This window comes from Acidisphaera sp. L21, assembly GCF_009765685.1.
In the GTDB taxonomy this organism is placed as follows: domain Bacteria; phylum Pseudomonadota; class Alphaproteobacteria; order Acetobacterales; family Acetobacteraceae; genus LMUY01.
This window is the reverse complement of the sequence record NZ_LMUY01000015.1, coordinates 65687-90136: the sequence shown is the minus strand read 5'-3', so window position 1 is coordinate 90136 and position 24450 is coordinate 65687. Positions and strand designations below refer to the sequence as shown.

Sequence of the window (24450 nt, the reverse complement as noted above, 5' to 3'; positions counted from 1 at the left end):
AAGCGCCAGCAGACAGCATACAAACAAACAGGCGAATATTAGATATCGCAAGAACGTACCTCGCCCAAAGAGACGGCAATCTTGCTGATAAGGCGCGACCGGGCAAGCAGTCAGCCGAGCCCCGCTTCTTCTGCATGCCACGTCATCACAATGCGGCAACCGTATGCATTCGGCTTGCCATCCCACCGTGGCAGGCGGATATTTGAGCGGCCCGGCTAGCAAAATGGAGGGCGGCGGTATCCGACCGGGACGGAACGCCGGTTTTACGATGCGACACGCAAGACGCTGGACCGATATCGAGGACGATGAGGCCGGTGCGAACCGTCAGACTGCGAGCCTTGCTGCACTCGCCGTCCTACTCCTGATCGTCGTCGCCTCACTCGGCATCATTCACACGCTTCGATACAAGGCGACCATCGAGGATTGCCTGCTCTCCGGCCGCACCAATTGTGCCGAGGCCGTGTCGCTGCCGTAAGCGGCGCCAAGGTTAGACCCGCAGCAGCCCTGCGGTCGGTCGGGCGTCGCTGCTGCCAGGAAACACACTGGCCAGGGCGGCGGCCGGTAAGCCCAGATGCCCGCCAAGCAACCCCTTCGCCACCGAGCGTAAATCCGCCGTGGGCTGCAGATCCCGGTCCTCAAACAAATTGCCCAGGCCCGGCCAGTTCGCCATCACGCGGCCACCCGCCACCTGGCCGCCGGCGACGAACGCCACGGTTCCGGTGCCGTGATCGGTGCCCGCGGTGCCATTGATGCGGGCGGTACGACCGAACTCCGTCATCACCAATACCGCAGTGCGGGACCATTGGTCCCCCAGCCCCAGCTTCAGCGCCGCCAAGCCCTGATCCAGCGCCGAGAGCGGACCGTGCAGCCGGCGCATCTGGTCGGCGTGGGTGTCCCATCCGCCCAGTTCCAGCGCCGCCACGCGGGGACCAGTCGGCGAGGCCAGAAGCTTGCCGGCCATCGCCGCAAGTGCGGGGAAGGCATAGGCATTGGGTTGGCGTGCCGTCCCCATCAGCGTTGCGCCCGAAAAGCCGCGATCCCGCATGCCCTCGGCGATAGCCGGACCGGTGATCGGGTCCGCATGATTCAGGGCGGCGATGCGGGCATAGAGATCGGCGTCGGGCTTGGCGAAACTGGGGGGAGCATAGGCGGCGATGGTGGCCGGGCCCTGCATTAGTAAAGGCGTGGTCAGCCCAACGGCCAACGCCGCCTCCGGTCCTGGCGGCTTGGGCATCGCCAGCACAGCGCGATTCAGCCAGCCGCTGGTCATGCGATGGTCGGCGCCGCTTTCCATGCAGTCCTGCGCCTCGAAATGGCTGCGGCTGCGGTAGTGCCCCGCCACCGCATGCACCGGCAACAACTCGCCCGCGCGATACATCGCCGCCATTTCCGGCATGGAGGGGTGCAGGCCGTAGAAGCCGCCGAGATCGGCCAGCCCGCCCTCCGCGCCAGGCGGCGGCGGCACCAGCGGCCCGCGCAGGGCGGCGAGCGCCGGGTCGCCATAGGGCACCACGGCGGCCAAACCGTCCAGCGCACCCCGCATGATGACCACGACGAACCGGGCATCGGTCGACGCTGCCGCTAGCGCCAGAGAGGCGCGACCCAGAGTGAATGCCGACGCTAACCCCAACAGGGCCGAGCGACGCGTGATGAAGGAGGGGTGCATCAACGCCTCTGGAATTCGGGTGACGTGAACAGCAGGGTGAGCCCATCGCGGCGGGAGCCAGCGCCGCGGATCGCGCCATTCGTATCGGCCGTCAGAAATGACCCTAGGCTGGCCTCGGCCAGCATGGCCGGGTCCAGCGCCGCGGCACGACCGGAGAAGCCATACGCCCAGTCGACCCGGCGCATCATCGCCTCAGGCCCTGCCCACTCGACAGCCTGGTCCGGCCAGCCGATCGGGAAGGGTGCGCCGAATAGGGGCTGGCCAAGTGCGCGCATGAGCCCGGCGCCATCTGGCCGCTTGGTCTCCGGCAAATCCACGGCCCGTAGCACGGCCAGCACGTAGTCCTGCGGCGTGCGCAGCTTGACCAGCGGTTCCCACGCCGCGGGCAACCCCACCAGCGCCGCGGCGGCTTGGCCCAGATCGCCCTTTGTATCGCGCAATACTGCCTCGATCGTGTGGACGGCGGCGGGTGGCGGCGTGTCGGCGACGAAATGCTGCACCAACTTGGTGGCGAGGTGGCGATAGGTCGCCGGATGCGCAGCCAGGAAGGCCAGCATGTCCGTCCCGCCCGCCTCGCCCTGCGGCACCTCGTGCCCCAGCACGGTCTTGGCGCCCGGTTCGTGGATACCGGAGCGGAACAGGAACCCGGGTGGCGCGCGGTCCCCATTGGCGACCGACCAACCCGTCAGCACCCGGGCGAAACTGGTCACATCCTCCTGCGTGTAGCCGGATGCGGGGCTGACGGTGTGCAGTTCCAGGCATTCCCGCGCCAAATTCTCGTTCAATCCGCGCTTCGCCGTCTTGCCGACCACGCTGTTGGGGCCGATCGAGGCCGCATTGTCCAGATACAGCAGCATCGCCGGGTGGCGTATCACCGCCAGCAGCATGTCGCTGAACTTGCCGGTGGCGTAGGGCCGGATCGCGGTGCGGATGAAATCGCCGCCCAACGCCCCAGTGCGCCCGTTGCGCAGGCTGACGGTGAAGTGGTTGGCCCAAAACCAGACCAGCCGCTCCCGAAACGGGGTCGCCGTCGTGATGGCGTTGGCGACCAGCCCATCCTGCTCAGCCTTGAACAGCGTGCGGACGGCGCCGGGCGTGCCGGGCTGCGGCTTATTCTCCTGGTCCAGGCGGATGGCGTAGAAACCCTGCGCCACATCCGATCCCGGGGGCCCTGGGTCCGCCCCCCGCAACTGGGCCCGCAGCCAAGCGGTGGGGTCGTCGGGCAACGGCTCCTGTCCTCGGCGGCCGAGTCCGAAGCGGATCATGGCTTGGGCGGCGTGGTTGTCCATGGATTGGACCTTATCGGGACGCTGGTAACGCTAGTGTAACCAAAGGTAGCACGAGACCGGGCCGATTTTCGCCGCCCTGTCATTGATCTTCGAGACGTGACACGGTCTTTTGCCCGATTGCCGTGAGACAAACCGGCCGGGGCGCTTGCAAAATTGGTTCGCCTGGCGCATCTGCACCCATCATTTAGCCGGCCAAGGCCGGAGCGTGGCAGGCTGCCTGGACAAGGGGTCCGGTGCCGCCCGACACTGCATGGAGGATACCCCGGTGGCTACTTCGCTCGACCTCATTCGCAATATCGGTATTACCGCGCACATCGACGCGGGCAAGACCACCACGACCGAGCGGATTCTGTATTACACAGGCGTCTCGCACCGCATTGGTGAGGTGCATGACGGCAACACCACCACCGACTACATGGAGCAGGAGCGTGAGCGCGGCATCACGATCACGTCCGCCGCGGTGACGTGCGAGTGGAAAGACCACCGCATCAACATCATCGACACCCCTGGCCACATCGATTTCAACATCGAAGTGAACCGCTCCCTGCGCGTGCTGGACGGCGCCGTGTTCATCATCGAGGGCGTCGCCGGCGTGCAGCCGCAGTCCGAGACCAACTGGCGCTTGGCCGACCGCTACAACGTGCCGCGCATCATCTTCATCAACAAGCTGGACCGGACTGGCGCGGACTTCTACCGCGCGTTCGACACGCTGAAGGAGAAGCTGGACATCATCGCGCTGCCGCTGCAGCTGCCAATCGGCGTCGAGGACCAGTTCATCGGCGTGGTCGACCTGGTCGAGATGAAGGCCATCATCTGGGAAGGCGGCGAATTGGGCGCCAAGTTCCATGACGAAGCAATCCCGGCCGACCTGCTGGAGAAGGCCAAGGAACACCGCCAGACCCTGCTGGACACGGCGCTGTCGGTCGATGACGCCGCCATGGAAGAATATTTCGAGAAGGGTGACGTGGACGTCGCCACGCTCAAGCGCTGCATCAAGGCGGGTGCCATCTCTGGCGCCTTCCGCCCTGTGCTGTGCGGCACGGCGTTCAAGAACAAGGGCGTGCAGCCGCTGCTGGACGCGGTTCTGGACTACCTGCCCTCCCCGATCGACGTGCCCGGCATCTCCGTGGCCGCCGAAGAGGGCGAGGAAGACGGTGAGCACAGCAACCGCCGCCGCATCAAGGCCGACCCGAACGCGCCGTTCGCCGGCCTGGCGTTCAAGATCATCAACGACAAGTATGGCACGTTGACCTTCGTCCGCGTCTATGCCGGCACGTTGAAGATCGGCGACACCGTGATGAACACCACCAAGGACGGCAAGGAGCGTGTCGGTCGCATGTTCCAGATGCACGCCGACAAGCGTGCGGAAATCAAGGAAGTGTCCGCCGGCGACATCGCCGCCTTCGTGGGCCTGAAGGACACCGGCACGGGTGACACCCTGGCCTCCGCCAGCGACCCCGTCGTGCTGGAGCGTATGGCGTTCCCGGTCCCCGTGATCGATATCTCTGTCGAGCCGAAGACCAAGGACAGCGTCGAGAAGATGACGATCGGCCTGCAGAAGCTTGCCGGGGAAGACCCCAGCCTGCGCCTGAAGACCGACCAGGAAACCGGCCAAACCATCCTGTCGGGCATGGGCGAACTGCACCTGGAAATCATCATCGACCGTCTGCGCCGCGAATATGGGGTGGAAGCCAACATCGGCGCCCCGCAGGTCGCGTATCGCGAGACGATCAGCAAATCCCACACCGAGACCTACACCCACAAGAAGCAGAGCGGCGGTTCGGGCCAGTATGCAGAAGTGAAGGTAATGTTCGAGCCGCTGGAGCGGAACCAGGGCATCGTGTTCGAGAACAAGACCGTCGGTGGCTCGGTGCCGAAGGAATACGTGCCGGCCGTCGAAAAGGGCATCCGCGTCCAGTCCGACACTGGCGTGCTGGCCGGCTTCCCCACCGTGGACTTCAAATACACGCTGGTCGACGGCAAGTACCACGACGTCGACTCGTCGGCGCTGGCGTTTGAAATCGCGGCCAAGGCGTGCTTCCGCGAGGGCATGAAGAAGGCCACGCCGATCATCCTGGAGCCGATCATGGACGTGGAAGTCACCACTCCGCAGGATCACGTGGGTGACGTCGTAGGCGACCTGAACCGTCGCCGCGGCCAGATCCAGAGCCAGGAGTCTGCGGGCTCCACCGTCACGGTCCGCGCTGGCGTGCCGCTGAAAGAAATGTTCGGCTATATCTCCGACCTGCGCTCCATGACGAAGGGCCGCGCGTCCTTCACCATGCAGTTCCACCATTACGACCCGGTGCCGCGCAACATCGCCGAAGAGATCATGTCGAAGTCCGCCTGACACCACCGACTTCCGCTACGACGGCAAACGCCCGGGGTCATTCCCGGGCGTTTTTGTTTTGGGGCTGTTAACGAGCGCTTAAATTTCCGCGGCGACGATGCGGCTGCAGCAGGAAGCAGCACGCCCATGGTGAACACACTGGCAAAAATGCCGGTCTATCCCGCCGCCGATGCCACGATCGACCGGCCGCTGCGCGAACGCGGGTGGGTGCTGGTGCCGGACATCGTGCCACAGGCCGATCTCCCCGGCCTTCGCGCGGCCATCCACGACAGCATTGCCGATTGCGGCCGGCGCCAGGTGGAATCGGGCGCGACCACCGCCCCCGATGGCACGGCGCATCACACGGTAGGCCAATACCCGGCCTTCGATGCGTTCCTGGAGCGTCGGTATCTTTGCGACGTCGCGACCCGCTATTTCGGCGATGCCGCCTTCATCCTGCATGCCTTCAACCCGGTTTGCGTCCAGCCTGCCGGGAAAAGCTACCTGCACCAGATCCATCGCGACGTGCGCACCCATGGCGGCGATTTCCGCTTCATGCTGAACGTGCTGGTGATGGTGGATCCATTCACGCTGGAAAACGGCGCGACCCACGTGCTGTCCGGCTCCCACCATAGCGCCACCCCGCCGGTGGACGCCGCGTTTTGGGCCGATGCCGAGCGGCTGACCGGGCCCGCGGGCAGTATCGTGCTGTTCGATTCCAATCTGTGGCACGCCGCCGGGCATAACGGCTCCGACGCGCCGCGTGCAGCACTGACGCTCAGCTACAGCCGTGGTTTCGTGAAGCAGCAGATGGACTACCCGCGTTTCCTCGGCCCGAAATATGGCCAGGCAGCCTCCCCGGCGATGCGGCAGTTGCTGGGCTACGACGCCATGGTGCCGACCTCTTATGGCGAGTTCTACCGGCCGCGCGAAACCCGGCTATACAAGGGCAATCAAGGATGAACGCCGTCACCCGAGATTTCGAGCGCGAGGCCGGCGAGTTTGGCGATCGCCGTTACAATTACGGCTTCGACGCCATCGTCCGTCGCTACATGATGCAGACCTTCCAGCCCCTGCTGCCCGCCGGCCGCGCACTGGAACTCGGCTGCTACGTCGGCGAGTCGACGGAATGGCTAGCCGGCTGCTACCCCGACCTGACGGTGATCGAGGCCGCTCCCAGCCTGGTAGACGCCGCGCAAGCCCGCATGGGCGACCGCGTTCGATTCCTCTGCGCCACCTTCGAGGCGGCGGTGTTGGAGGAAACATTCGACGCGATCTTCCTCATCAACACGCTGGAGCATCTGGATGACCCGGCCGCCGTGCTCGCCAAAATTCGCAATTGGCTGACCTCGACTGGGCGGCTATTCGTGCTGGTGCCGAACGCGCAGGCGCCGTCCCGGCAGATCGCGGTGAAGATGGGGCTGATCCCACACAACACCGCCGTCACCGCGGCGGAGCGGGCAAACGGCCACCGCAACACCTTCGCCTTCGACACGCTGGAGCGGGTGGTACGGGATGGCGGCCTGCGCGCCGTGCAGCGTGGCGGGCTGATCTTCAAGGCGCTCGCCAACTACCAGTTCGACGCCGCCTTGGCCGCCGGGATCATCACAGAAGACTATATGGAGGGCTGCTACCAACTCGGCATGCAGTACCCCGATCTCTGCGCCAGCATCTATATGGTGTGTGAGCGTGGGCCGGGCTGAACCGGACTGGGCGGCGATCGGCCTCACCGCGCTTGAGGCCGCCGACGCGCCACGCATCCACGCCTGGCAGAACGACCCGGCAATCCGAGACCTGACGATGGGATTTCGCGGCCCGATCGCCAGCGAAACCACTGTCGAGTGGATCCGTGACCTGCACGAGCAAGGGCTGCGCAACCGCGCCGTGTTCGGTATCCGGCACGATGGCGTGCTGAGGGGCGTGGTGCAATTGCACACGATCGATTGGGTGCAGCGCACGGCAATGCTGGGGCTGTATGTCGGCGACAGCGCCGACCGCGGCGCCGGGCTGGGCTTTGCCGCGACGTCGCTGATCCTGGATTACGGCTTCACCGGGTTGGATCTGCATCGGATCGGCCTCAGCGTGCTCGCCACCAATCTTGCAGCGGACCGGCTGTATCAACGGCTGGGTTTCGCCCGCGAGGGAACCTTACGCGCGGCCTATTTTCTGGCGGGGCAGCGTGTGGACGTGGCACTGTACGCCATGCTGCAGCCAGACTGGCCTGCAAAGCTGCCGCCTACGGCCAAGCGGTTGGTTTTGACTCCGTCATTTTAACGGGCAATCAACACTCTCTCTCCAGACTGAACCGCAGGTCTTCGCCAAAAACGGGAGAGGCAGCACATGCGGCAGAATTTCCACTTGAATCCGGCCGTTCCGGTTGCGCGCCCTCTGCTGCCGAAGGCCGAAGCGCTGATGCCGTATCTGCAACGCATCGATGCCAGCCGCACCTACACGAATTTCGGTCCCCTGGTCCACGAGTTGGAGGATCGGCTGACGCAGCATTATCGCGTCCCGCCCGGCTCCATTGCCACGGTTTCCAACGCCACGCAGGGTTTGACCCTGGCGTTGCAGGCGCAAGGGCCACGCAAGGGCTCGCTGTGCCTCATGCCGGCATGGTCGTTCGCCGCCTCCGCCCACTCCGTCGTAAACGCCGGGCTTCGCCCCCACTTCCTGGACGTCGAACCCCATGCCGGGCTGCTGACGCCGGAGCATGTGCTGCAAGTGCTGGCGCAGATGCCGCCGGGTCGCGTGGGCGCGGTGATGCCCGTCGCCGCATTCGGCCATCCGGTGGATGTCGCGGCATGGGACCGCTTTCATGAACAAACCCGCATCCCCGTCGTCATCGATGCCGCCGCCGGATTCGACTCGCTCCGCCCGGGGCGCGTTCCCTCCGTCATCAGCCTGCACGCGACCAAGATCATGCCGGCGGGCGAAGGCGGCCTGGTCATCGCGCGCGACAAGGCGCTGATCGTCGATATCGAGCGCCGGTCCAATTTCGGCTTCATGGGTGGTCGGGAGGCTCGGGTCGCCGCCACCAACGCCAAGATGAACGAGTATAACGCCGCCGTCGCTTTGGCGGCGCTGGACGACTGGCCCGGTTCGCGCGCCCGCTTCGTCGCCATCGCGGAAATCTATGCCCGGCTGCTGCGCCGCATCCCCGGCGTCACCTTGCTGCCGGGCTACGGCATTACCTGGATAAGCGCCACGGTCATCGTGGCGTTCGCGCCGCACCATCCGCCGACCGACGACATCGTCAACAGCCTGGCCGATGCCGGCGTTGCGACCCGGCGTTGGTGGTGCCGCGGCCTGCACGAGGAAGACGCCTTCAGCGATTGCGGCCGGGAGGAGTTGCCGGCTACCAATCGCTGGACCGAAAGCACATTAGGCCTGCCCTGTTTCGTGGACATGACGCGTGGCGATATCGCCCGCGTCTGCCACGCGTTGTCGGGTGCGCTCGCCACACAGAACGCCGGGGAGCTTGTCGTCGCGGCATGACGGAGGAGCGCCCTGCCTACGCCTCATTCGCCTACGCCCAAACGCTGGCCCATGTCGGGTGCGCGATCGACCTGCCGGAATGGCGCACCGCCATGGTACTGCGGGACATTCCGGGGGCGCCGGGCCAGGTCGATGCGATGGGCCCCTACCCGGTATGCGTGCTGGGCCAGGACGCGGACATCGCCGCCGGACTGGACGCGTTGGCGAAGGCCGGCGCGGTCAGCGTCGTGCTGGTGGCCGACCAAACGGTTGGCCTTCCGCCGGCAGATCTCGCGACGCATTTCTCGCTATGCCGGGCGTTCAAGACGCACCACGTCATCGATCGCAATGCCGGCCCCACTGGGCCTTCGAAGCATCATCGCGACCGCATTCGCCGGGGGTCACGGCATGCAACGGCCCGGCTGGTATACTTGGCGGACCCGGGGTGGCGGGCACAATGGCAACACCTGTATGCCGGGCTGGTCGCCAAGCGCGGGATCACCGGGCTACAGGCTTTTCCTAATTCATGCTTCGACGCGCTAGCCCAACTACCGGGCCAGCAACTCCTCGCCTTCGCGGCGGAGGCGTCGGACGGCACCGTGCTAGCGATGCAGCTTTGGGTGCGGCATGGCGACTGCGCCTACAGTCACCTCACCGCCACCAGCAAGGCGGGCTATCGCGTAGGCGCGACCTACGTCGTCTACGCCGCCGCGATCGAGCATTTGGCCGAGTGCCGCGTGCTGGACCTAGGCGGTGGTGCCGGCCATGCGGACGACCCGAACGACTCCCTGGCTGCCTTCAAACGCGGCTTCGCCAACGCCACCACATTCACCCACCTTTACGGGGCGGTGCTGGACCCGGCGCGCTACGCACAACTATCCGGCGGCCACACGAGCGAGTTCTTCCCGGCCTATCGCGGCGCGATGACTTTGCGTGAGGCGGCGTAGATCCGGCGCAACCAGGGGTCGCTAGCGCGAACACGTGCCCGCAATCGATGGAGCCGGGCGACGTAGAGCGTTGCGCCATTGGTCTGCGCCGACACCTTCTCCATCACGGCCAAAGCCGCAGCAAAATCGCCGCTCTTTTGCAGCGTCAGACTGTAATTGTTCAGCAGCCCGGGATGCTCCGGCTCGATCGCCAGGGCGCGCCGATGGAGGGCAAGCGCCTCCGGGAACCGCTTGGCGGCGCCCAGTTCCAGCCCCAGCCGCGAGAGACAGCCGATGTTGCGCGGGGTCAGGTCCAGCGCCCGCTGCATCATCGCGATCCGATGCGGCCGGCTGCGCGCCCGTTCGCCCAGCGTCAGGAAGTATTGCGGTGACTGCTCCCGTCGCTGCCACGCCAACGCGATGAACGATGCTGGGTCGAACTCCGCCCTGCATACCGCCAACACGGCAGCCTGCAGCAACCCGACCTCCAGTAAATAGCCGCTCACCGTGTGCCCGGCATGCGGCAACGGCACGGGGGTGAAGGCGAAATCCTGCTGAAACAGCGCCACGTGCCGGCGGTCCTGATCCTCCGGATCGTATACGACATAGGCCTCGGGTAAGGTGGGAAACGGCAAATCCCGCTCCCAGACCGGGCGAAACCGTTTGCTAGCGTCGCGCCACCGGCGCTCGAACGCGGCGACCGCCGGGTCGATGGAGTATTGCGGCGACATGGCCAGCGCGACGTTGGCCCCTGCCAGCCCGGCAAGGCGGATTGCGGCATAGGCGCCCATGCTGGACCCGTAGGTGACGACCCGGTCGTAGCCGCGTGTCGCCGCATGGACGACGGTCATCGCCGCCGCCATTTCCGGATACTGGTACCAGTCATTCTCACGGGACACGACGTGGATCGCGTCGATGTGGCGGGATTGCAGGAAATGCTCGCCGAAGCCAGCGCGATCTAGCGTGCGGGTATCGGTAAACGAGTCGAAGGTGACAACGCAACACGCGGACGAAAAACCGCCGATCTTGCGGACAGCAAGGTTATCGCTCCGGAACAGCACCGCTTCGTCCGTTGCCATGCCGGGCTGCGTTTGTAACATCGTGCATCTCTACCGCAACGCGCCCGCATCGCGGTAGCCCCGGCAAGCGAAGGGCCGGGACAGTCGCCTGCCCCGGCCGCACCAGCCCTCGCTTGGCCGGAATTATTCTGCCGCGGCGGCCACAGGCTTCATGTCGTCCGACGCGCTCACCGGGTCGGAGTTCGCTGGCAACGCGGCCTTCGCCAGGGCGGCGGATACGCCCGCCGCGTAGGCCGGGTCCACCTTGGCAAAATGCCCCAATTGCCGGTCGACGATGAACTGCGGCACGCCCTGCATGGCGGCGGCGATGTTGCCGAACATGCGCTGCTGCTGCTCCGCCCCCAGGATGCGGAACAACGCCCGCACCTGGCCGTAATCGTCGTTGCCGACGCGGTGGTCATAACGGGCGGCATCCCCGCTGATCCGCAACGGTGGTTCCTGCGCAGACTTCACCTCAAACGGGCCGTTGAACGAGTTCGGCTCGTAATACGCGTCCGTCCCCTTCGGCGCATCGAACCGCATCGAACCATCCGCGTGATACGTGTTCACCACCGATTTGGGGCGGTTCACCGGCAGCGCCTCGTAATGCGTCCCGATGCGGTAGCGATGGGCGTCGGCATAGGCGAAGATCCGGCCTTGCAGCATCTTGTCCGGGCTGAAGCCGATGCCCGGAACGATGTTGGACGGCGAGAACGACGCCTGCTCGATCTCGGCGAAATAATGGTCCGGATTGCGGTCCAGCTTGGCGATCCCGACCTCGATCAGCGGATACTCGCCATGCGGCCACACCTTGGTCACGTCGAACGGGTTGTAGGACGTCTTGTCCGCATCCAGTTCCGGCATGATCTGTACGCACACCCGCCAGGATGGTCCATTCCCGGCCTCGACCTTGTCGAACAGGTCGCGCTGGGCGCTCTCGCGGTCGACGGCGATGACGGCGTTGCCTTCGTCATTGGTCCAGTATTTATGGCCGTCCAGCGTCTTGAAGTGGAATTTCACCCAATACCGCTCCCCGGCATCGTTCCACAGGCTGTAGGTGTGGCTGCCGTAGCCGTTCATGTGGCCGTAGCCCTGCGGCAGGCCGCGGTCGCTGAACAGGATGGTCACTTGGTGCAGGCTTTCCGGCGAGTTGGACCAGAAATCCCACATCGCCGTGGCAGATCGCATGTTGCTACGCGGATGGCGCTTCTGCGTGCGGATGAAGTCCGGGAACTTCATCGGGTCGCGGATGAAGAACACGGGCGTATTGTTGCCCACCAGGTCCCAATTGCCCTCGTCGGTGTAAAACTTGACTGCGAACCCGCGCACGTCGCGCTCGGCATCCGCGGCCCCACGCTCCCCGGCGACGGTGGAAAAGCGGAGCAGGAATTCGGTTTTCTTGCCGACTTCGCCGAAGATCTTGGCCCTCGTGTATTTGGCCAGGTCGTTGGTTACGGTGAAGGTGCCGTATGCGCCGGAGCCCTTGGCGTGCACCACACGTTCTGGAATGCGCTCGCGGTTCTGGTGCGCCAGCTTCTCGATCAATTGGTAGTCCTGGATCAACACCGGGCCGCGGGCGCCCGCGCTCTCGCTATTCTGGTTATCGGGCCAGGGTGCGCCGGCGGTGGTGGTCAGCATTGGGCGGTCGGTCATGGATTGGATCCTCCAGATAAATCCGGACCTAACAATTGGCACCTTTGGCTAGAAAGGTGTAATCGATTGTCCCTACCCAATCATTCGGCATACCCTATCGCACAATGAATGCTGGCCTCTCCCTCCGCGACCTGGAATACGCAGTCGCCGTCGCCCAAACCAAACATTTCGGCCGTGCCGCGCAGCAATGCGCTGTCAGCCAACCGGCACTCAGCGAGCAGATCCGCAAGCTGGAGGGGCTGCTGAACACCCCGCTGTTCGAGCGAGGGCGCAAAGGTGTTCAGGTGACCCAACGGGGCGCCGAGCTACTGCACCAGGCGGAGCGCGTGCTGGCAGAGGCGCATGGCCTGCTGGAAATGGCCCGCGACATCGCCGAGCCGTTCACCGCGCCGCTGCGCCTGGCGGCGATCCAGACGCTGGGGCCGTATTACCTGCCATTCCTGTTGCGCCAGGTGCGCGCCGCCCACCCGCGCCTCGCCCTGCGCCTGGCGGAGGGGCAGACGGACACGCTGGTTGAACAACTGCGCGCCGGGGAGACGGATGCGATCCTGATCGCCCTTCCACTGCCCTTGGACGGGCTGGCAATGCAGCCGCTGTTCCGCGAATCATTCGTGCTGGTGTGTCCGATGGGGCACCGCCTCGCCTCCCTCCCACGGCTGCACCTGCCGGATTTGGCGTCCGAGGGGCTGATCCTGCTGGAAGAAGGCCACTGCCTGCGCGACCACGCCCTGTCGCTGTGCGCGGCCGCCACGCCGCAACTGCGCCAGGCCACGAGTATCGAGACGCTGTGGCACATGATAGCCGCCGGCGAAGGCTACTCCTTGCTGCCGGCGCTCAGCCTCGCGGGCCGGCAATCGATGGAAACCCTGGTCTCCACCCGCTCACTTCCGGAGGTGGAGGCAGGCCGGACGATCGCGCTCGCCTGGCGCAGCACCGACCCACGCGGTGCGGAATTGCGCCAGTTGGCGACGCTGTTGCGGGACGAGTTGCCGGAGGGTGTCGCCGTCGCCGAATAGTCCGGCGCCGGCTAGATCCCCAGCAGTGGCGCCAGGACGTGCAGGATCAGCAGGAGCAGGAACAGGACCAGCAGGATGCGGAAGAAGCCGCCGAACAGGCGCGCCACGATGACGATGAACAATACGGCGGCGACGAGGATGATGGTGCCGTGTAGCCGCTGCGGGACGCCCGTTTGCTCCATGAGGTGACGCAGGACGTTCTCGACCAGGCCGAAGAAACTCAGGAACGCGGCGAAGACGGTTCTGAATATGCCTGTGAGGATCTGAAGCGCTTGATCGGTCGGGCTCATGCATGCGACTCCGTTCGGAGACCAACTTACCCGGCGCGCACAAACCTTGCCACTTTTTGCCGCCCCGGTGGCGCCGTCACGCGACGGTGGTTTGACCCGGCGGTCGTGACGATGGAAGCGGGGCGGATGCTCACCTGGTTCGAACGAATTTTGCGCCCCACCGCCCCGCCGCCGCCGGGCGAGCCGCCCGACGGGCTGCTGGCATTCTACTGGCACTTCGTGCGGCAGTCCCGTGCCCTCGTTATCGCCTTGTTTGCCACGGGGATGCTGACCGCGCTCATCGACAGCCTGATCCCGGTGTTCCTCGGCCGGGTGGTGAGCCTGGTGAGCCATTTGCAGCCGGCTGAACTCTGGGCGCAGGCGCATTGGCAGTTGATGGGCATGGCCGCCGTGATGCTGGTCGGCCGCCCCGCCGGGATGCTGATGCTGAACCTGGTGACCAACCAGGCGATCGCGCCGGGCATGACCAACCTCGTCCGCTGGCAGAGCCATTGGCACGTCGTTCGGCAGAGTTGGACGTTCTTCCAGAACGACTTCGCCGGACGCATCGCCAACCGCGTGATGCAGGTTGGCCCGGCGCTGCGGGAGAGCATCGTCGCCACCACCAATGCCGTCTGGTACATCGTGGTCTATGGCGGCTCGGCCATGCTGCTGCTCAGCCAGGCAGACCCGGTGCTGGCGGCGCCCATTGCGCTGTGGTTCGCCTGCTACGCCGCCCTGCTGCGCTTCTTCGTGCCCCGCGCGCGCGACCGGTCCCGCCGGATGTCCGAGGCGCGATCCGGCCTGACGGGCCGGGTGGTGGACAGCTACACCAACATCCTGACCGTCAAGCTGTTCGCCCGCGCGCGGGACGAGGACGCGCATGTTCAATCCGCGGTGGACGAGCACACGGCCACCTTCCGCCATCAACTGCGGCTGATCACCCTGTTCACCTTCAGCCTACATGCGCTGAACGCCTGCATGGTGGTGGGCACCGGGGCGCTATCCGTCTTCCTATGGACCCAGGGCAGCATCAGCGTGGGCACCGTGGCGATGGCGTTGCCGCTGGCCTGGCAATTGTCCAACATCTCCGGCTGGGTGTCGCAGAACGTCACCTCGATCTTCGAGAATGTGGGCGTGGTGCAGGACGGCATGCGCTCTATCTCGGTGCCCCGGCAGCAGCCGGACGCACCGGATGCGCGGGACCTCGTGGTCAGCCAAGGCGCCATCCGGTTCGAGCACCTGCGGTTCGGCTACGGGACCGAGCGCGGCGTGCTGCACGGCGTGGACCTGACCATTCGGCCCGGCGAGCGAATTGGTCTGGTCGGCACCTCCGGCGCGGGGAAGTCGACGCTGGTGAACCTGCTGCTGGGTTTCTACACGCCGGAGGCCGGGCGCATCACCATCGACGGGCAGGATATCGCCCAGGTGACGCAGGAGAGCCTGCGCGGGCAGATCGGCATGGTGACGCAGGATACCTCGCTACTCCACCGCTCGATCAGCGACAACATCCGCTACGGCCGGCCCGAGGCGTCGCAGGACGACGTGGTCGCCGCCGCGGAACGCGCACATGCCGACGGCTTCATCCGGACGTTAGAGGATTGGAACGGTCGGCGCGGCTACGACGCCCATGTGGGCGAGCGTGGGGTTAAACTATCCGGCGGCCAGCGGCAGCGCGTGGCAATTGCCCGGGTGATCCTGAAGAACGCCCCCATCCTGGTGCTGGACGAAGCAACCAGTGCGCTGGATTCGGAGGTTGAAAATGCCATCCAGGAACAACTGGATGGGCTGATGGAGGGGCGCACCGTCATCGCCATCGCGCACCGCCTGTCGACCCTGGCGCGGATGGACAGGATTGTGGTGCTGGATCGTGGCCAGGTGGTGGAACAGGGCACCCACGCCGCCCTATTGGTGGCCGACGGCGCCTATGCCCGGCTGTGGCAGCGGCAATCGGGCGGGTTCCGCACCGCGCAGCACGCCGAGGCCGAGTAAAGTACCACGGTACAAAGGGCAGAACTAATTACAATCACCTCTCCAGTTCTTGACACCCCTGTAACCCCCGGTTAGCAAGCCCTCGCCTTCTGGCGGCTCGCAACAGCGGGCGGGGAGAGCAGAATGGATGACGATTTCGAGCGCCGGCTGAAGCAAGCGCAGGATCGACGGGCCCCGATCAAGGGGCCTGACCGGTCGCTGGGCGCATCGGCCTGGGGTATAGGAACACGCGTCGGGGTGGAATTGCTGTCCGCCTTGATCGTGGCCTTCGGGATCGGCTGGGCGCTGGACCGCTGGCTGCATACCTCACCGTTGTTTCTGGTGATCGGGGTGCTGCTGGGCGGGGCGGCAGGGGTGGCAAACGTATGGCGCTTGATGGCGCCAAAGAAGGGACGCGGTAGTGGCTGAGGCTTCGACACATACGATCGACGCCCTCGGGCAGTTCAGGCTGCACCATGGGTGGGGCCTGATTGGCAAGTCCGTCAACTTTACGCAGTCCAATGCCTGGATGATCGCTGCCGGGGCGGTTACGCTGTTCATCCTGGTCTACGGCATGCGCTCCCGCGCAGTCGTGCCGGGCCGGATGCAGTCGCTGGCCGAGGTCAGCTACGGCTTTATCGAGAAGATGTGCCTCGCCCAGATCGGGGAAGAGGGTCGCAAGTTCTTCCCGTTCATCTTCACGCTGTTCTTCTTTGTGCTGATGGGCAATATCCTGGGCCTGCTGCCCTTCGCTTTCACCTACACCAGCCACATCGCGGTGACCGCGGCGCTGGCGATCATGGTGATCGTGTTCGTGACCATCGTCGCGATCCGCGAGAACGGGCATCACTTCTTCACCGAATACTTCTTTCCGCCGGGCGCGCCGAAGCTGTTGGCGCCGCTGATTATCCCGGTCGAAATCATCTCCTACCTGTCGCGCCCCGTCAGCCTGTCGATCCGTCTGTTTGCCAACATGGTGGCCGGCCACGTGATGTTGGAGGTGTTCGCCACCTTCATCCTGATGCTGTCGGCGGCCGGCGTGCTGGGCACGATCGGCGCGATCGGACCGTTGGCGATCAACGTGATCCTGATCGGGTTCGAGTTGCTGGTTGCTTTTCTGCAGGCCTACGTCTTCGCCATCCTGACCTGCATCTACCTGCATGACGCGGTGCACCTGCACTAGCCGTCTGACAGACCCCTCCACTTCCCTCCCAACACACAGAAGGACTCGACACTATGGACGTAGCCGCCGCTAAGGCCCTTGGGGCTGGTATTGCCGTGATCGCGCTCGCTGGCGTGGGCATCGGCATCGGCAACATCTTCTCCGCGCTGGTCACCAGCGTGGCGCGTAACCCGTCTGCCCGCGACCAGGTCTTCGGCCTCGGCATTCTGGGCTTCGCGCTGACGGAAGCGGTGGCGCTGTTCGCCCTGCTGATCTCCTTCCTGATCCTGTTCACCTGATCAGATAGGTCTTTCGCGATGCGCCGCCTCCATCTGGCCGGCATCGCCCTCCTCCTCATGGCCGCAGGGCCGGAGAAGGAGGGTATGCCGCAGCTGAACTTCAAAAGCCCCCTCACGATCAGCCAGGTGGTGTGGGGCGCGATTATCTTCACGCTGCTATACTTTCTGCTGTCCCGTTGGGCGCTCCCGAAGGTAGCCAGCGTGGTGGAGGATCGGCGCACTCGCATCTCCGGCGATCTGGACACGGCTCGCGTGGCCAAGGCCGAGGCGGATGCGGCGGTCGCCGAGTTGACTGAGGCGACACGGCGTGCCCGCTCCGAAAGCCAGACTGCGATCGCCACCGCGACGCAGCAGGCCAAGGCCGAGGCCGCTACCCGCGCCGCGGCCATGAATGCCACGCTGGACGCCCAGCTGAGCGAGGCAGAGGGTCGTATCGCAACCGCCCGCAACGCTGCGATGGGCGCGCTGCGCCAGGTTGCCGGCGACACCGCCACGTCGATCGTCACCCGACTGACCGGGCATGCTCCGGACCCAGCCGCAGTCGATCACGCAGTCGGTGGCCTGCTACCCGCCACGGCGAATTAGGGACGAACGCGCATGCATGAGTTCTTTAATGAGCCGCGGTCCTGGGTCGCGATAGCGTTCGTCATCTTCTTCGTGCTGTTCGGCTCGAAGCTTTGGAAGGCGATGATGGGCATGCTGGACAAGCATGCTGCTGCCATTCGGGCCGAACTCGACGAGGCGAGCCGCCTGCGGACCGAGGCGGAGCGGATGCTGGCAGATGCCCGCACCCGGCGTGAATCTGCGCTGACAGAAGCGCGGGCCATGCTGCAATCCGCCCATGCCGAGGCCGCCCGCGTCGCCGACCAGGCCCGTATAGACGCCGAAGCCGCCGGCAAGCGTCGCGAGAAGATGGCGATGGATCGGATCGCCGCGGCCGAGAAGGCCGCCGTGACCGACGTTCGTCTGGCAGCCGCCGACATCGCGGCCCGCGCTGCGCAGGAAGTGATCGCGACCACGATGTCCGCCGAGGCCGACAACGCGATCATCGATCGCGCCATCGCTGGGCTGCCGGCTGCCCTGGTGCGCCGCGCCGCCTAGTTCACCGGCTCGTCGCCCGTACGAGATATCGCCTGCATAAACCCCTCTCCCCTCAAGGAGAGGGGTTTATTATTTGGGGCGATCGATCCCCGTACCTTCCCTATCGGAATGGCTCCGCATAGGGTCGGTCCAACTTCATGACATCACAACGACGGAGACTTCGGTCATGGCTATGGCCTCCCGCCTTGCCGCTTCCTGCCTTGCCGTGGCGATCGGCCTGTCCGCCCTGCCCGCCTCGGCGGTCACGTTCAAATGGGCCAATGACGGCGACGCCAACTCGATGGATCCCTACACTCGCAGCGAGACGTTCCTGCTGACGTTTACGCAGAATTTCTACGATCCACTGGTGCGTCGGGACAAGAACCTGAAGGTGGAAGCCGCGCTGGCCGAAAGCTGGGAGCAGCCGAACCCGACCACCTGGCGGTTCCATTTGCGCCACGGTGTGAAATTCCATGACGGCACGGACTTTACGGCCGACGACGTGGTGTTCAGCTACCAGCGCGTCATCGCGCCGGGCAGTCAGTTGAACGGCTACATGCAGGCCGTGACGAGCGTGAAGAAGATCGACGATTTCACCGTCGACTTCCTCACCAAGGTGCCAGACCCGATCTTTCTGGAGGAAATTACGGGCTGGGCCATTATGTCGAAGAAATGGTCGGAAACGAACCACGCCGAACAGGCGATGGACCTGACCAAGAAGGAAGAGAATTTCGCCACAAGGCACGAAAACGGCACCGGCCCGTATGTGCTGGACACGCGCGAGCCGGATCGCCGCACCACCATGCATGCCTTCCCCGGCTGGTGGGACAAGATGACCGGCAATGCCGACAAGATAGAGTTCAACGTCATCAGCAACGCCGCAACCCGCGTCGCCGCGCTGCTGTCCGGTGACATCGACATGATGTACACCGTCCCGCCGCAAGACGTGCAGCGCCTGCAGTCCAGCGCCGATCTGAAGGTGCTGGAGACGCCGGAACTGCGCACGATCTTCATGGGCTTCGACCAAAGCCGTCCGGAACTGCTGAAGTCGGATGTGAAGGGCAAGAATCCGTTCAAGGACATCCGGGTCCGCAAGGCGTTCAACATGGCGATCGACATCAAGGCGATCCAGTCGCGCGTGATGCGTGGCCAGTCCCATCCGACCGGCCTGATGTACGGCCCGGGCGTGAACGGTTGGACCGAGGCATCGGACGTTCGCTACCCGTATGACGTCGCGGATGCCAAGAAGCTGCTTGCCGATGCCGGCTACCCCGAAGGCTTCGGCGTGACGCTGGATTGCCCGAACGACCGCTACATCAACGACGAGGCGGTGTGCCAGGCCGTCACCGCGATGCTGGCGCGCATCGGCGTGCGGGTGACGCTGAACGCGCAGACGCGGTTGAAGTATTTCGCCGAGATCAGCAATCCGGACTACCGCACCAGCTTCTACATGCTGGGTTGGACGCCGAACACGTATGACGCGCTGAACACGCTGTACAATCAGGCCGGCACGCGGGACGGCACGCGCGGCATCTTCAACGATGGCGGCTATTCCAGCCCGAAATTCGACGCGTTGCTGGACACCATCGCCGTCGAAACCGATCACGCCAAGCGTGATGCGGAAATCCTGGAGGCGTCGCAGATCCTGAAGGACGACGCGGCCTTCATGCCGCTGCACCAGCAGGTCGTGGTGTGGGCATCCCGCAAGAATATCGACCTGGTCGAACAGGCCGATAATGGCTTTCAGCTTCGCTTCGTGACGGTGAAGTAACCCGGGCAAAGCCCAAAAGAAAAAAGCCGTCACCCGGGAGGATGACGGCTTTTTTGTGACTTGCGATCGGGTCTATTCGGCCGCCATCGCATAGGCTTCCAACGGCGCGCAGGTGCAGATCAGATTGCGGTCGCCATACACGTTGTCGACGCGCTTCACCGGCGGCCAGTATTTCGCAGCGCGCACATAGGGCAGCGGGAAGGCTGCCTGCGCGCGGGTGTAGGCGTGCTGCCACGTTTCCCCCATCACTTCCCCGGCGGTGTGCGGCGCGTTCTTCAGCATGTTGTCGGCCCGGTCCATCTCACCGGCTGCGATGGCGGTGATCTCGGCCCGGATCGCCAGCATGGCGTCGCAGAAGCGATCGAGTTCGGACAGAGGCTCACTCTCGGTCGGCTCGATCATCAGCGTGCCCGCGACTGGCCAGGACATGGTCGGGGCGTGGAAACCGTAATCCTGCAGGCGCTTGGCAATGTCTTCCACCATCACCCCGGCCTCCGCCTGGAAGCCGCGGCAATCGATGATACACTCATGCGCCACCCGGCCGCCCTGCCCGGTGTACAGCACAGGGAATGCCTCCCGCAGCCGGGCCGCGATGTAGTTCGCGTTGAGGATTGCGACCTCGGACGCACGCGTGAGGCCGGCCGCACCCATCATGCGGATATAAGCGTAGGAAATCGGCAGGATCAGCGCCGAACCGAACGGCGCCGCGCTGACGGGACCAAACCCGGTCGCCGGGCCGGCATCCGCACGCACAGGGTGGTTCGGCAGATGCGGCACCAGGTGGGCCGCCACGCCAATCGGGCCCACGCCCGGGCCACCGCCGCCATGCGGGATGCAGAACGTCTTGTGCAGGTTCAGGTGGCAAACGTCCGCGCCGATCGCTGCCGGGCTGGTGAGGCCCAACTGCGCGTTCATGTTGGCGCCGTCCATGTAGACCTGGCCGCCATGCTCGTGGATCGTGGCGCAGATCGCCCGGATCTCTCCCTCGAATACGCCGTGGGTGGACGGGTAGGTGATCATCAGCGCGGCGAGGTTGTCCGCGTGCTGGCCCGCCTTCGCCCTCAGGTCCGCGACGTCGACGTTGCCGTCCCGGTCACAGCCCACCACCACCACGCGCAGCCCGGCCATTGCCGCACTCGCCGGGTTGGTGCCGTGGGCGGAGGACGGGATGAGGCACACATCGCGCGTGCCCTGCCCGCGTGCCGCGTGATAGGCGCGGATCGCCAGCAGTCCGGCATACTCGCCCTGCGAGCCGGCGTTCGGCTGCAGCGACACCGCCGCAAACCCCGTCGCCGCCGCCAGCCAATCCGCCAGCCGGCCGATCAGCGTGTTGTAGCCCTGCGTCTGCTCCGCCGGCGCAAACGGGTGGATGTCCGCGAAACCCGGCATGGTGACGGGCACCATCTCCGCCGTGGCGTTCAGCTTCATCGTGCAGGAGCCGAGTGGGATCATGGAGCGGTTGAGCGCCACGTCCTTATCTTCCAAGCGCTTCAGGTAGCGCAGCATCTCGTGCTCGGACCGATGGGCACCGAATACCGCCTGCGGCAGCACGGTCGTCCCCCGCATCGAGGCCGCGGGGATCGAGGCCGGAGCCCCCTGCAACGGCGCACCCAGCACCGTCGCCAGCGTGCCGAGTTCGACCGCCGTGATGGTTTCGTCCAGCGCGATCGCGACGCCCGTCGCGTCCAGCCGCCGCATGTTGAACCCGGCGGCCAGGGCGCGCGCCATCAGCCCGTCCGCATCGGGGGTTTCCAGCGCGATGGTGTCGAAATAGCTGTCGTGGCGCAGGGTCATGCCCGCCCGCACCGCGGCATCGGCCAGGGCACGCGCCTTGAGGTTCACCTGGCGGGCGATGCGCGTCAGCCCCTCCGGCCCATGCCAGACGGCGTACATGCCCGCCATCACCGCCAGCAGAACCTGCGCGGTGCAGATGTTGCTGGTGGCCTTCTCACGGCGGATATGTTGCTCGCGGGTTTGCAGGGCCAGGCGCATCGCCGGCGCGCCCGCGGCATCCTGCGACACGCCGACCAGGCGGCCCGGCATCACCCGCTTGAACTTGTCCTGCGTGGCAAAGAACGCTGCGTGCGGTCCGCCAAAGCCCATTGGCACGCCGAAGCGCTGGGCGGACCCGACCACGACATCCGCCCCCATCTCACCCGGCGGCGTCAGCACAACCAGGCTCAGCAGATCGGCGCAGACGATGGCCAGTGCGCCGGCCTCGTGCGCCGCGGCGATTTCCGCATGCAGGTCACGCAACTCGCCAGAAGTGCCGGGATATTGCAGCACCACCGCGAACGGCGCGGCAGCCCCGATCGCCGCGGTGTCGCCAGGTGCGAAGGGTGCCAGCGTCCAGCCCAACGGGTGAGCGCGCGTAGCCAGAACGGCGGTGGTCTGGGGGTGCAGATCGGCGCAAACGGCAACCGTGGTGGATTTCGTGCGAGACGACGCGAACGCCATCGCCATCGCCTCAGCTGCCGCCGTGGACTCGTCCAGCAGGGAAGCGTTGGCGATCGGCATGCCCGTCAAGTCACAGATCATGGTCTGGAAGTTCAGCAGCGCTTCCAGACGACCCTGGGCGATTTCCGCCTGGTAGGGCGTGTAGGCGGTATACCAGCCGGGGTTTTCCAACACGTTGCGGGCAATGACCGGAGGCACGAAGGTGCCGTGATAGCCTTGCCCGATCAGCGAGCGCAGGCGCTGGTTCTGCCCGGCCAGGTCGCGCAATTCCTCGATCACGGCGATCTCGCCGATCGCGTCCGGCAGGCCCTGCATTGGTGGGATGCGGATGTCGCCGGGCACTGTTTGTGCTGCCAGTGCCTCTAGGCTCTCCGCGCCAACCAGGCGCAGCATGGCGGCGATGTCGGTCTCGGTAGGCGCGATGTGGCGTTGGACGAAGCTATCGTCTAGCGCGGCGAGTTCGGCCAGCACGTCCATTATGCCAGTTCCGCCAGCAGCGCATCGTAGCCGGCCTGGTCCAGCAGCGTGTTGAACGCAGCCGGGTCGGGCAGTTCCATCTTGAAGAACCAGCCGGCGCCGGCCGGGTCGCGGTTGACCAGCGCCGGATCCTCGACGATGGCGGCGTTGATCTCGGTAATGCGTCCGGTCAGCGGGGCATACACGTCGCTGGCGGCCTTCACCGATTCGACGACGGCGATGCCTTCCGCCTCCGTCACTTCCCGCCCCGGCTCGGGCAGTTCGACGAACACCAGGTCGCCCAGCGCGTCCTGCGCGTGGGTGGTGATGCCGACCGTGGCGGTGGTGCCGTCGAGGCTGACCCACTCGTGGTCCTTGGTGAAACGGATCATGGCGTGGGCTCCTTCAGCGTGCGTAGCGATGGGGGACGAAAGGCAGGGCAGTCACGCGGGCCGGCAACGCCTTGCCGCGCACCAGCAGATCCAACGCCTGGCCCTCATTGGCCAGGTCGCGGCGAACATAGCCCATGGCGATAGGAGTGCCCGCGGTGGGGCCGAACCCGCCGGAGGTGACGGTGCCGGCGGCCGTGCCGTCTGCGGCCGCGATCACCGTTTCGGCGCGCGCTGGGGCACGGCCCTCCGGGCGCAGGCCGACGCGCAACCGGGTCGGGCCATTGGCCAATTGGTCCATGATGGGGACCGCGCCGGGGAAATCCTTCGATTCGCGGCGGCGCTTGGCGATGGTCCAGTTGAGGTTCGCCTCGACCGGTGTGGTCAGCTCGTCGATGTCGTTGCCGTAGAGGCACAACCCGGCCTCCAACCGCAGGCTATCGCGCGCGCCCAGCCCGGCGGCCATCACTTCCGGTTCGGCCAGCAGCTTTTCGGCCAACGCCTCGGCATCGGCGCCGGGAACGGAGATTTCGAACCCGTCCTCCCCCGTGTAGCCAGACCGGCTGATCCAGACGGGAATGCCGGCGATTGTGAGTTCGGCGACCTGCATGAAGCCCAACATCGCCGCTTGCGGCGACAGGCGGGCCATGGCGGTAACGGCCGCGGGGCCTTGCAGTGCCAGCAGCGCCCGGTCCTCGTGTCGTTCGGCGGCGATTTGGGGGATGCGGGTGGCGAGGTGCTGGGCGTCGGCATCCTTGCGGGAGGCGTTGACGATCAGCAATAGCCGCTCGCCATGGCGTGCCACCATCAGGTCGTCCAGGATGCCGCCGGCTTCGTCCAGGAACACGGTGTAGCGTTGGCGGCCGGGCTTGATGCCCAGCATGTCACCCGGTACCAGCGTCTCCAAAGCCGCGGCGGCGTCTGCACCATGCAGGCTGATCTGGCCCATGTGGGAGACGTCGAACAGCGCCGCCCGCTCGCGGCACTGCGTATGCTCGGCCATTACCCCCGTCGGGTATTGCACCGGCAGTTCATACCCAGCGAATGGCACCATGCGCCCACCCAGGCGACGATGCAGCGCGTCCAGTGGCGTTTGGCGCAGGCGGTCGGCATCGGGGTCTTCGAAGTCGCTAGGGATGAGTTCTGACAAGCGTGAGGGCTCCGCACAGAAAAGGCCGCCCGCCG

At 65.7% G+C, this 24450-nt stretch carries 23 protein-coding genes; 15 read left to right on the top strand and 8 right to left on the bottom strand.

Translation table 11 applies throughout. From position 1 onward, the window contains the following. The first annotated feature begins 268 nt into the window (after nucleotides 1–268). Nucleotides 269–475: a hypothetical protein gene (locus tag GSQ76_RS03600; protein ID WP_158742540.1), complete on the top strand. Its 207-nt coding sequence runs from the start codon at nucleotides 269–271 to the stop codon at nucleotides 473–475. 12 nt (nucleotides 476–487) lie between these two features. On the opposite strand, the gene GSQ76_RS03595 is transcribed toward GSQ76_RS03600, so the two are convergent. Then, a complete protein-coding gene (locus GSQ76_RS03595) occupies nucleotides 488–1666 on the bottom strand; it encodes a DUF1501 domain-containing protein (protein ID WP_158742539.1) in 1179 nt (392 codons plus the stop codon). Then, nucleotides 1666–2955, bottom strand: coding sequence for a DUF1800 family protein (locus GSQ76_RS03590; RefSeq protein WP_158742538.1), 1290 nt, complete (start codon nucleotides 2953–2955; stop codon nucleotides 1666–1668). The genes GSQ76_RS03595 and GSQ76_RS03590 overlap by 1 nt, the downstream gene beginning before the upstream one ends. A 265-nt stretch (nucleotides 2956–3220) precedes the next feature. Between GSQ76_RS03590 and fusA the strand changes: the two genes are divergently transcribed. From fusA to GSQ76_RS03560, 6 genes are all read left to right on the top strand, one after another. Then, nucleotides 3221–5305 carry an elongation factor G gene (gene fusA, locus GSQ76_RS03585; protein ID WP_408836162.1) on the top strand — a complete coding sequence of 695 codons (2085 nt, stop codon included), beginning with the start codon at nucleotides 3221–3223 and terminating at the stop codon, nucleotides 5303–5305. Nucleotides 5306–5431: 126 nt separating this feature from the next. Beyond that, nucleotides 5432–6247, top strand: coding sequence for a phytanoyl-CoA dioxygenase family protein (locus tag GSQ76_RS03580; protein WP_158742536.1), 816 nt, complete (start codon nucleotides 5432–5434; stop codon nucleotides 6245–6247). Next, a complete protein-coding gene (locus GSQ76_RS03575; RefSeq protein WP_158742535.1) occupies nucleotides 6244–6987 on the top strand; it encodes a bifunctional 2-polyprenyl-6-hydroxyphenol methylase/3-demethylubiquinol 3-O-methyltransferase UbiG in 744 nt (247 codons plus the stop codon). Before GSQ76_RS03580 ends, GSQ76_RS03575 begins: the two co-directional genes overlap by 4 nt. Beyond that, nucleotides 6974–7558 carry a GNAT family N-acetyltransferase gene (locus tag GSQ76_RS03570; RefSeq protein ID WP_158742534.1) on the top strand — a complete coding sequence of 195 codons (585 nt, stop codon included), beginning with the start codon at nucleotides 6974–6976 and terminating at the stop codon, nucleotides 7556–7558. The genes GSQ76_RS03575 and GSQ76_RS03570 overlap by 14 nt, the downstream gene beginning before the upstream one ends. 66 nt (nucleotides 7559–7624) lie before the next feature. Beyond that, nucleotides 7625–8779, top strand: coding sequence for a DegT/DnrJ/EryC1/StrS aminotransferase family protein (locus tag GSQ76_RS03565; protein ID WP_216850877.1), 1155 nt, complete (start codon nucleotides 7625–7627; stop codon nucleotides 8777–8779). Then, nucleotides 8776–9705: a GNAT family N-acetyltransferase gene (locus tag GSQ76_RS03560; protein WP_158742533.1), complete on the top strand. Its 930-nt coding sequence runs from the start codon at nucleotides 8776–8778 to the stop codon at nucleotides 9703–9705. The genes GSQ76_RS03565 and GSQ76_RS03560 overlap by 4 nt, the downstream gene beginning before the upstream one ends. On the opposite strand, the gene GSQ76_RS03555 is transcribed toward GSQ76_RS03560, so the two are convergent. After that, nucleotides 9669–10763: a tetratricopeptide repeat protein gene (locus GSQ76_RS03555; protein ID WP_158742532.1), complete on the bottom strand. Its 1095-nt coding sequence runs from the start codon at nucleotides 10761–10763 to the stop codon at nucleotides 9669–9671. The genes GSQ76_RS03560 and GSQ76_RS03555 overlap by 37 nt on opposite strands. A gap of 123 nt (nucleotides 10764–10886) precedes the next feature. After that, nucleotides 10887–12395, bottom strand: a complete 1509-nt coding sequence (locus GSQ76_RS03550; protein WP_158742531.1) for a catalase — start codon at nucleotides 12393–12395, stop codon at nucleotides 10887–10889. Nucleotides 12396–12499: 104 nt separating this feature from the next. On the opposite strand from GSQ76_RS03550, the gene GSQ76_RS03545 reads away from it, so the two are divergent. Then, entirely contained in the window at nucleotides 12500–13411 is a 912-nt protein-coding gene (locus GSQ76_RS03545; protein WP_158742530.1) for a hydrogen peroxide-inducible genes activator, read from the top strand. An 11-nt stretch (nucleotides 13412–13422) separates the two neighbouring features. Here GSQ76_RS03545 and GSQ76_RS03540 read toward each other — a convergent pair whose 3' ends face one another. Then, nucleotides 13423–13701 carry a hypothetical protein gene (locus GSQ76_RS03540; protein ID WP_158742529.1) on the bottom strand — a complete coding sequence of 93 codons (279 nt, stop codon included), beginning with the start codon at nucleotides 13699–13701 and terminating at the stop codon, nucleotides 13423–13425. A gap of 126 nt (nucleotides 13702–13827) precedes the next feature. On the opposite strand from GSQ76_RS03540, the gene GSQ76_RS03535 reads away from it, so the two are divergent. The 7 genes from GSQ76_RS03535 (at nucleotide 13828) to GSQ76_RS03505 (ending at nucleotide 19963) form a co-directional block, all read left to right on the top strand. Next, the gene (locus GSQ76_RS03535; RefSeq protein ID WP_158742528.1) at nucleotides 13828–15672 is read left to right on the top strand and encodes an ABC transporter ATP-binding protein; all 1845 of its coding nucleotides are present in this window, start codon (nucleotides 13828–13830) and stop codon (nucleotides 15670–15672) included. Between the two features lie 123 nt (nucleotides 15673–15795). Then, the gene (locus GSQ76_RS03530; protein ID WP_158742527.1) at nucleotides 15796–16080 is read left to right on the top strand and encodes an AtpZ/AtpI family protein; all 285 of its coding nucleotides are present in this window, start codon (nucleotides 15796–15798) and stop codon (nucleotides 16078–16080) included. Next, complete coding sequence (locus GSQ76_RS03525; protein ID WP_158742526.1) at nucleotides 16073–16834, top strand: F0F1 ATP synthase subunit A; 762 nt, start codon at nucleotides 16073–16075, stop codon at nucleotides 16832–16834. The genes GSQ76_RS03530 and GSQ76_RS03525 overlap by 8 nt, the downstream gene beginning before the upstream one ends. Nucleotides 16835–16887: 53 nt before the next feature. Further along, nucleotides 16888–17112, top strand: coding sequence for an ATP synthase subunit C family protein (locus GSQ76_RS03520; RefSeq protein ID WP_158742525.1), 225 nt, complete (start codon nucleotides 16888–16890; stop codon nucleotides 17110–17112). 18 nt (nucleotides 17113–17130) lie between these two features. Further along, on the top strand, nucleotides 17131–17697 hold the full coding sequence (locus tag GSQ76_RS03515) for a F0F1 ATP synthase subunit B' (protein ID WP_158742524.1): 567 nt from the start codon (nucleotides 17131–17133) through the stop codon (nucleotides 17695–17697). 12 nt (nucleotides 17698–17709) lie between these two features. Next, nucleotides 17710–18213, top strand: a complete 504-nt coding sequence (locus GSQ76_RS03510) for a F0F1 ATP synthase subunit B (RefSeq protein WP_158742523.1) — start codon at nucleotides 17710–17712, stop codon at nucleotides 18211–18213. 166 nt (nucleotides 18214–18379) lie between these two features. Then, a complete protein-coding gene (locus GSQ76_RS03505; RefSeq protein WP_254070222.1) occupies nucleotides 18380–19963 on the top strand; it encodes an ABC transporter substrate-binding protein in 1584 nt (527 codons plus the stop codon). Between the two features lie 72 nt (nucleotides 19964–20035). On the opposite strand, the gene gcvP is transcribed toward GSQ76_RS03505, so the two are convergent. The 3 genes from gcvP to gcvT are packed head-to-tail and all read right to left on the bottom strand — an operon-like array spanning nucleotide 20036 to nucleotide 24319. After that, nucleotides 20036–22897 carry an aminomethyl-transferring glycine dehydrogenase gene (gene gcvP, locus GSQ76_RS03500; protein WP_158742522.1) on the bottom strand — a complete coding sequence of 954 codons (2862 nt, stop codon included), beginning with the start codon at nucleotides 22895–22897 and terminating at the stop codon, nucleotides 20036–20038. Then, a complete protein-coding gene (gene gcvH, locus GSQ76_RS03495) occupies nucleotides 22897–23268 on the bottom strand; it encodes a glycine cleavage system protein GcvH (RefSeq protein ID WP_158742521.1) in 372 nt (123 codons plus the stop codon). Before gcvH ends, gcvP begins: the two co-directional genes overlap by 1 nt. A gap of 13 nt (nucleotides 23269–23281) precedes the next feature. After that, nucleotides 23282–24319, bottom strand: a complete 1038-nt coding sequence (gene gcvT / locus GSQ76_RS03490; protein ID WP_254070240.1) for a glycine cleavage system aminomethyltransferase GcvT — start codon at nucleotides 24317–24319, stop codon at nucleotides 23282–23284. Nucleotides 24320–24450 lie beyond the last annotated feature (131 nt).

Bases quoted from the DNA above. Each gene is read 5' to 3' on its own strand.
- GSQ76_RS03600 (WP_158742540.1), top strand. From the start codon at position 269: ATGCGACACGCAAGACGCTGGACCGATATCGAGGACGATGAGGCCGGT.
- GSQ76_RS03595 (WP_158742539.1), bottom strand. From the start codon at position 1,666: ATGCACCCCTCCTTCATCACGCGTCGCTCGGCCCTGTTGGGGTTAGCG.
- GSQ76_RS03590 (WP_158742538.1), bottom strand. From the start codon at position 2,955: ATGGACAACCACGCCGCCCAAGCCATGATCCGCTTCGGACTCGGCCGC.
- GSQ76_RS03580 (WP_158742536.1), top strand. From the start codon at position 5,432: ATGGTGAACACACTGGCAAAAATGCCGGTCTATCCCGCCGCCGATGCC.
- GSQ76_RS03575 (WP_158742535.1), top strand. From the start codon at position 6,244: ATGAACGCCGTCACCCGAGATTTCGAGCGCGAGGCCGGCGAGTTTGGC.
- GSQ76_RS03565 (WP_216850877.1), top strand. From the start codon at position 7,625: ATGCGGCAGAATTTCCACTTGAATCCGGCCGTTCCGGTTGCGCGCCCT.
- GSQ76_RS03560 (WP_158742533.1), top strand. From the start codon at position 8,776: ATGACGGAGGAGCGCCCTGCCTACGCCTCATTCGCCTACGCCCAAACG.
- GSQ76_RS03555 (WP_158742532.1), bottom strand. From the start codon at position 10,763: ATGGCAACGGACGAAGCGGTGCTGTTCCGGAGCGATAACCTTGCTGTC.
- GSQ76_RS03550 (WP_158742531.1), bottom strand. From the start codon at position 12,395: ATGACCGACCGCCCAATGCTGACCACCACCGCCGGCGCACCCTGGCCC.
- GSQ76_RS03545 (WP_158742530.1), top strand. From the start codon at position 12,500: ATGAATGCTGGCCTCTCCCTCCGCGACCTGGAATACGCAGTCGCCGTC.
- GSQ76_RS03540 (WP_158742529.1), bottom strand. From the start codon at position 13,701: ATGAGCCCGACCGATCAAGCGCTTCAGATCCTCACAGGCATATTCAGA.
- GSQ76_RS03535 (WP_158742528.1), top strand. From the start codon at position 13,828: ATGCTCACCTGGTTCGAACGAATTTTGCGCCCCACCGCCCCGCCGCCG.
- GSQ76_RS03530 (WP_158742527.1), top strand. From the start codon at position 15,796: ATGGATGACGATTTCGAGCGCCGGCTGAAGCAAGCGCAGGATCGACGG.
- GSQ76_RS03520 (WP_158742525.1), top strand. From the start codon at position 16,888: ATGGACGTAGCCGCCGCTAAGGCCCTTGGGGCTGGTATTGCCGTGATC.
- GSQ76_RS03515 (WP_158742524.1), top strand. From the start codon at position 17,131: ATGCGCCGCCTCCATCTGGCCGGCATCGCCCTCCTCCTCATGGCCGCA.
- GSQ76_RS03510 (WP_158742523.1), top strand. From the start codon at position 17,710: ATGCATGAGTTCTTTAATGAGCCGCGGTCCTGGGTCGCGATAGCGTTC.
- GSQ76_RS03505 (WP_254070222.1), top strand. From the start codon at position 18,380: ATGGCTATGGCCTCCCGCCTTGCCGCTTCCTGCCTTGCCGTGGCGATC.
- gcvP (WP_158742522.1), bottom strand. From the start codon at position 22,897: ATGGACGTGCTGGCCGAACTCGCCGCGCTAGACGATAGCTTCGTCCAA.
- gcvH (WP_158742521.1), bottom strand. From the start codon at position 23,268: ATGATCCGTTTCACCAAGGACCACGAGTGGGTCAGCCTCGACGGCACC.
- gcvT (WP_254070240.1), bottom strand. From the start codon at position 24,319: ATGGTGCCATTCGCTGGGTATGAACTGCCGGTGCAATACCCGACGGGG.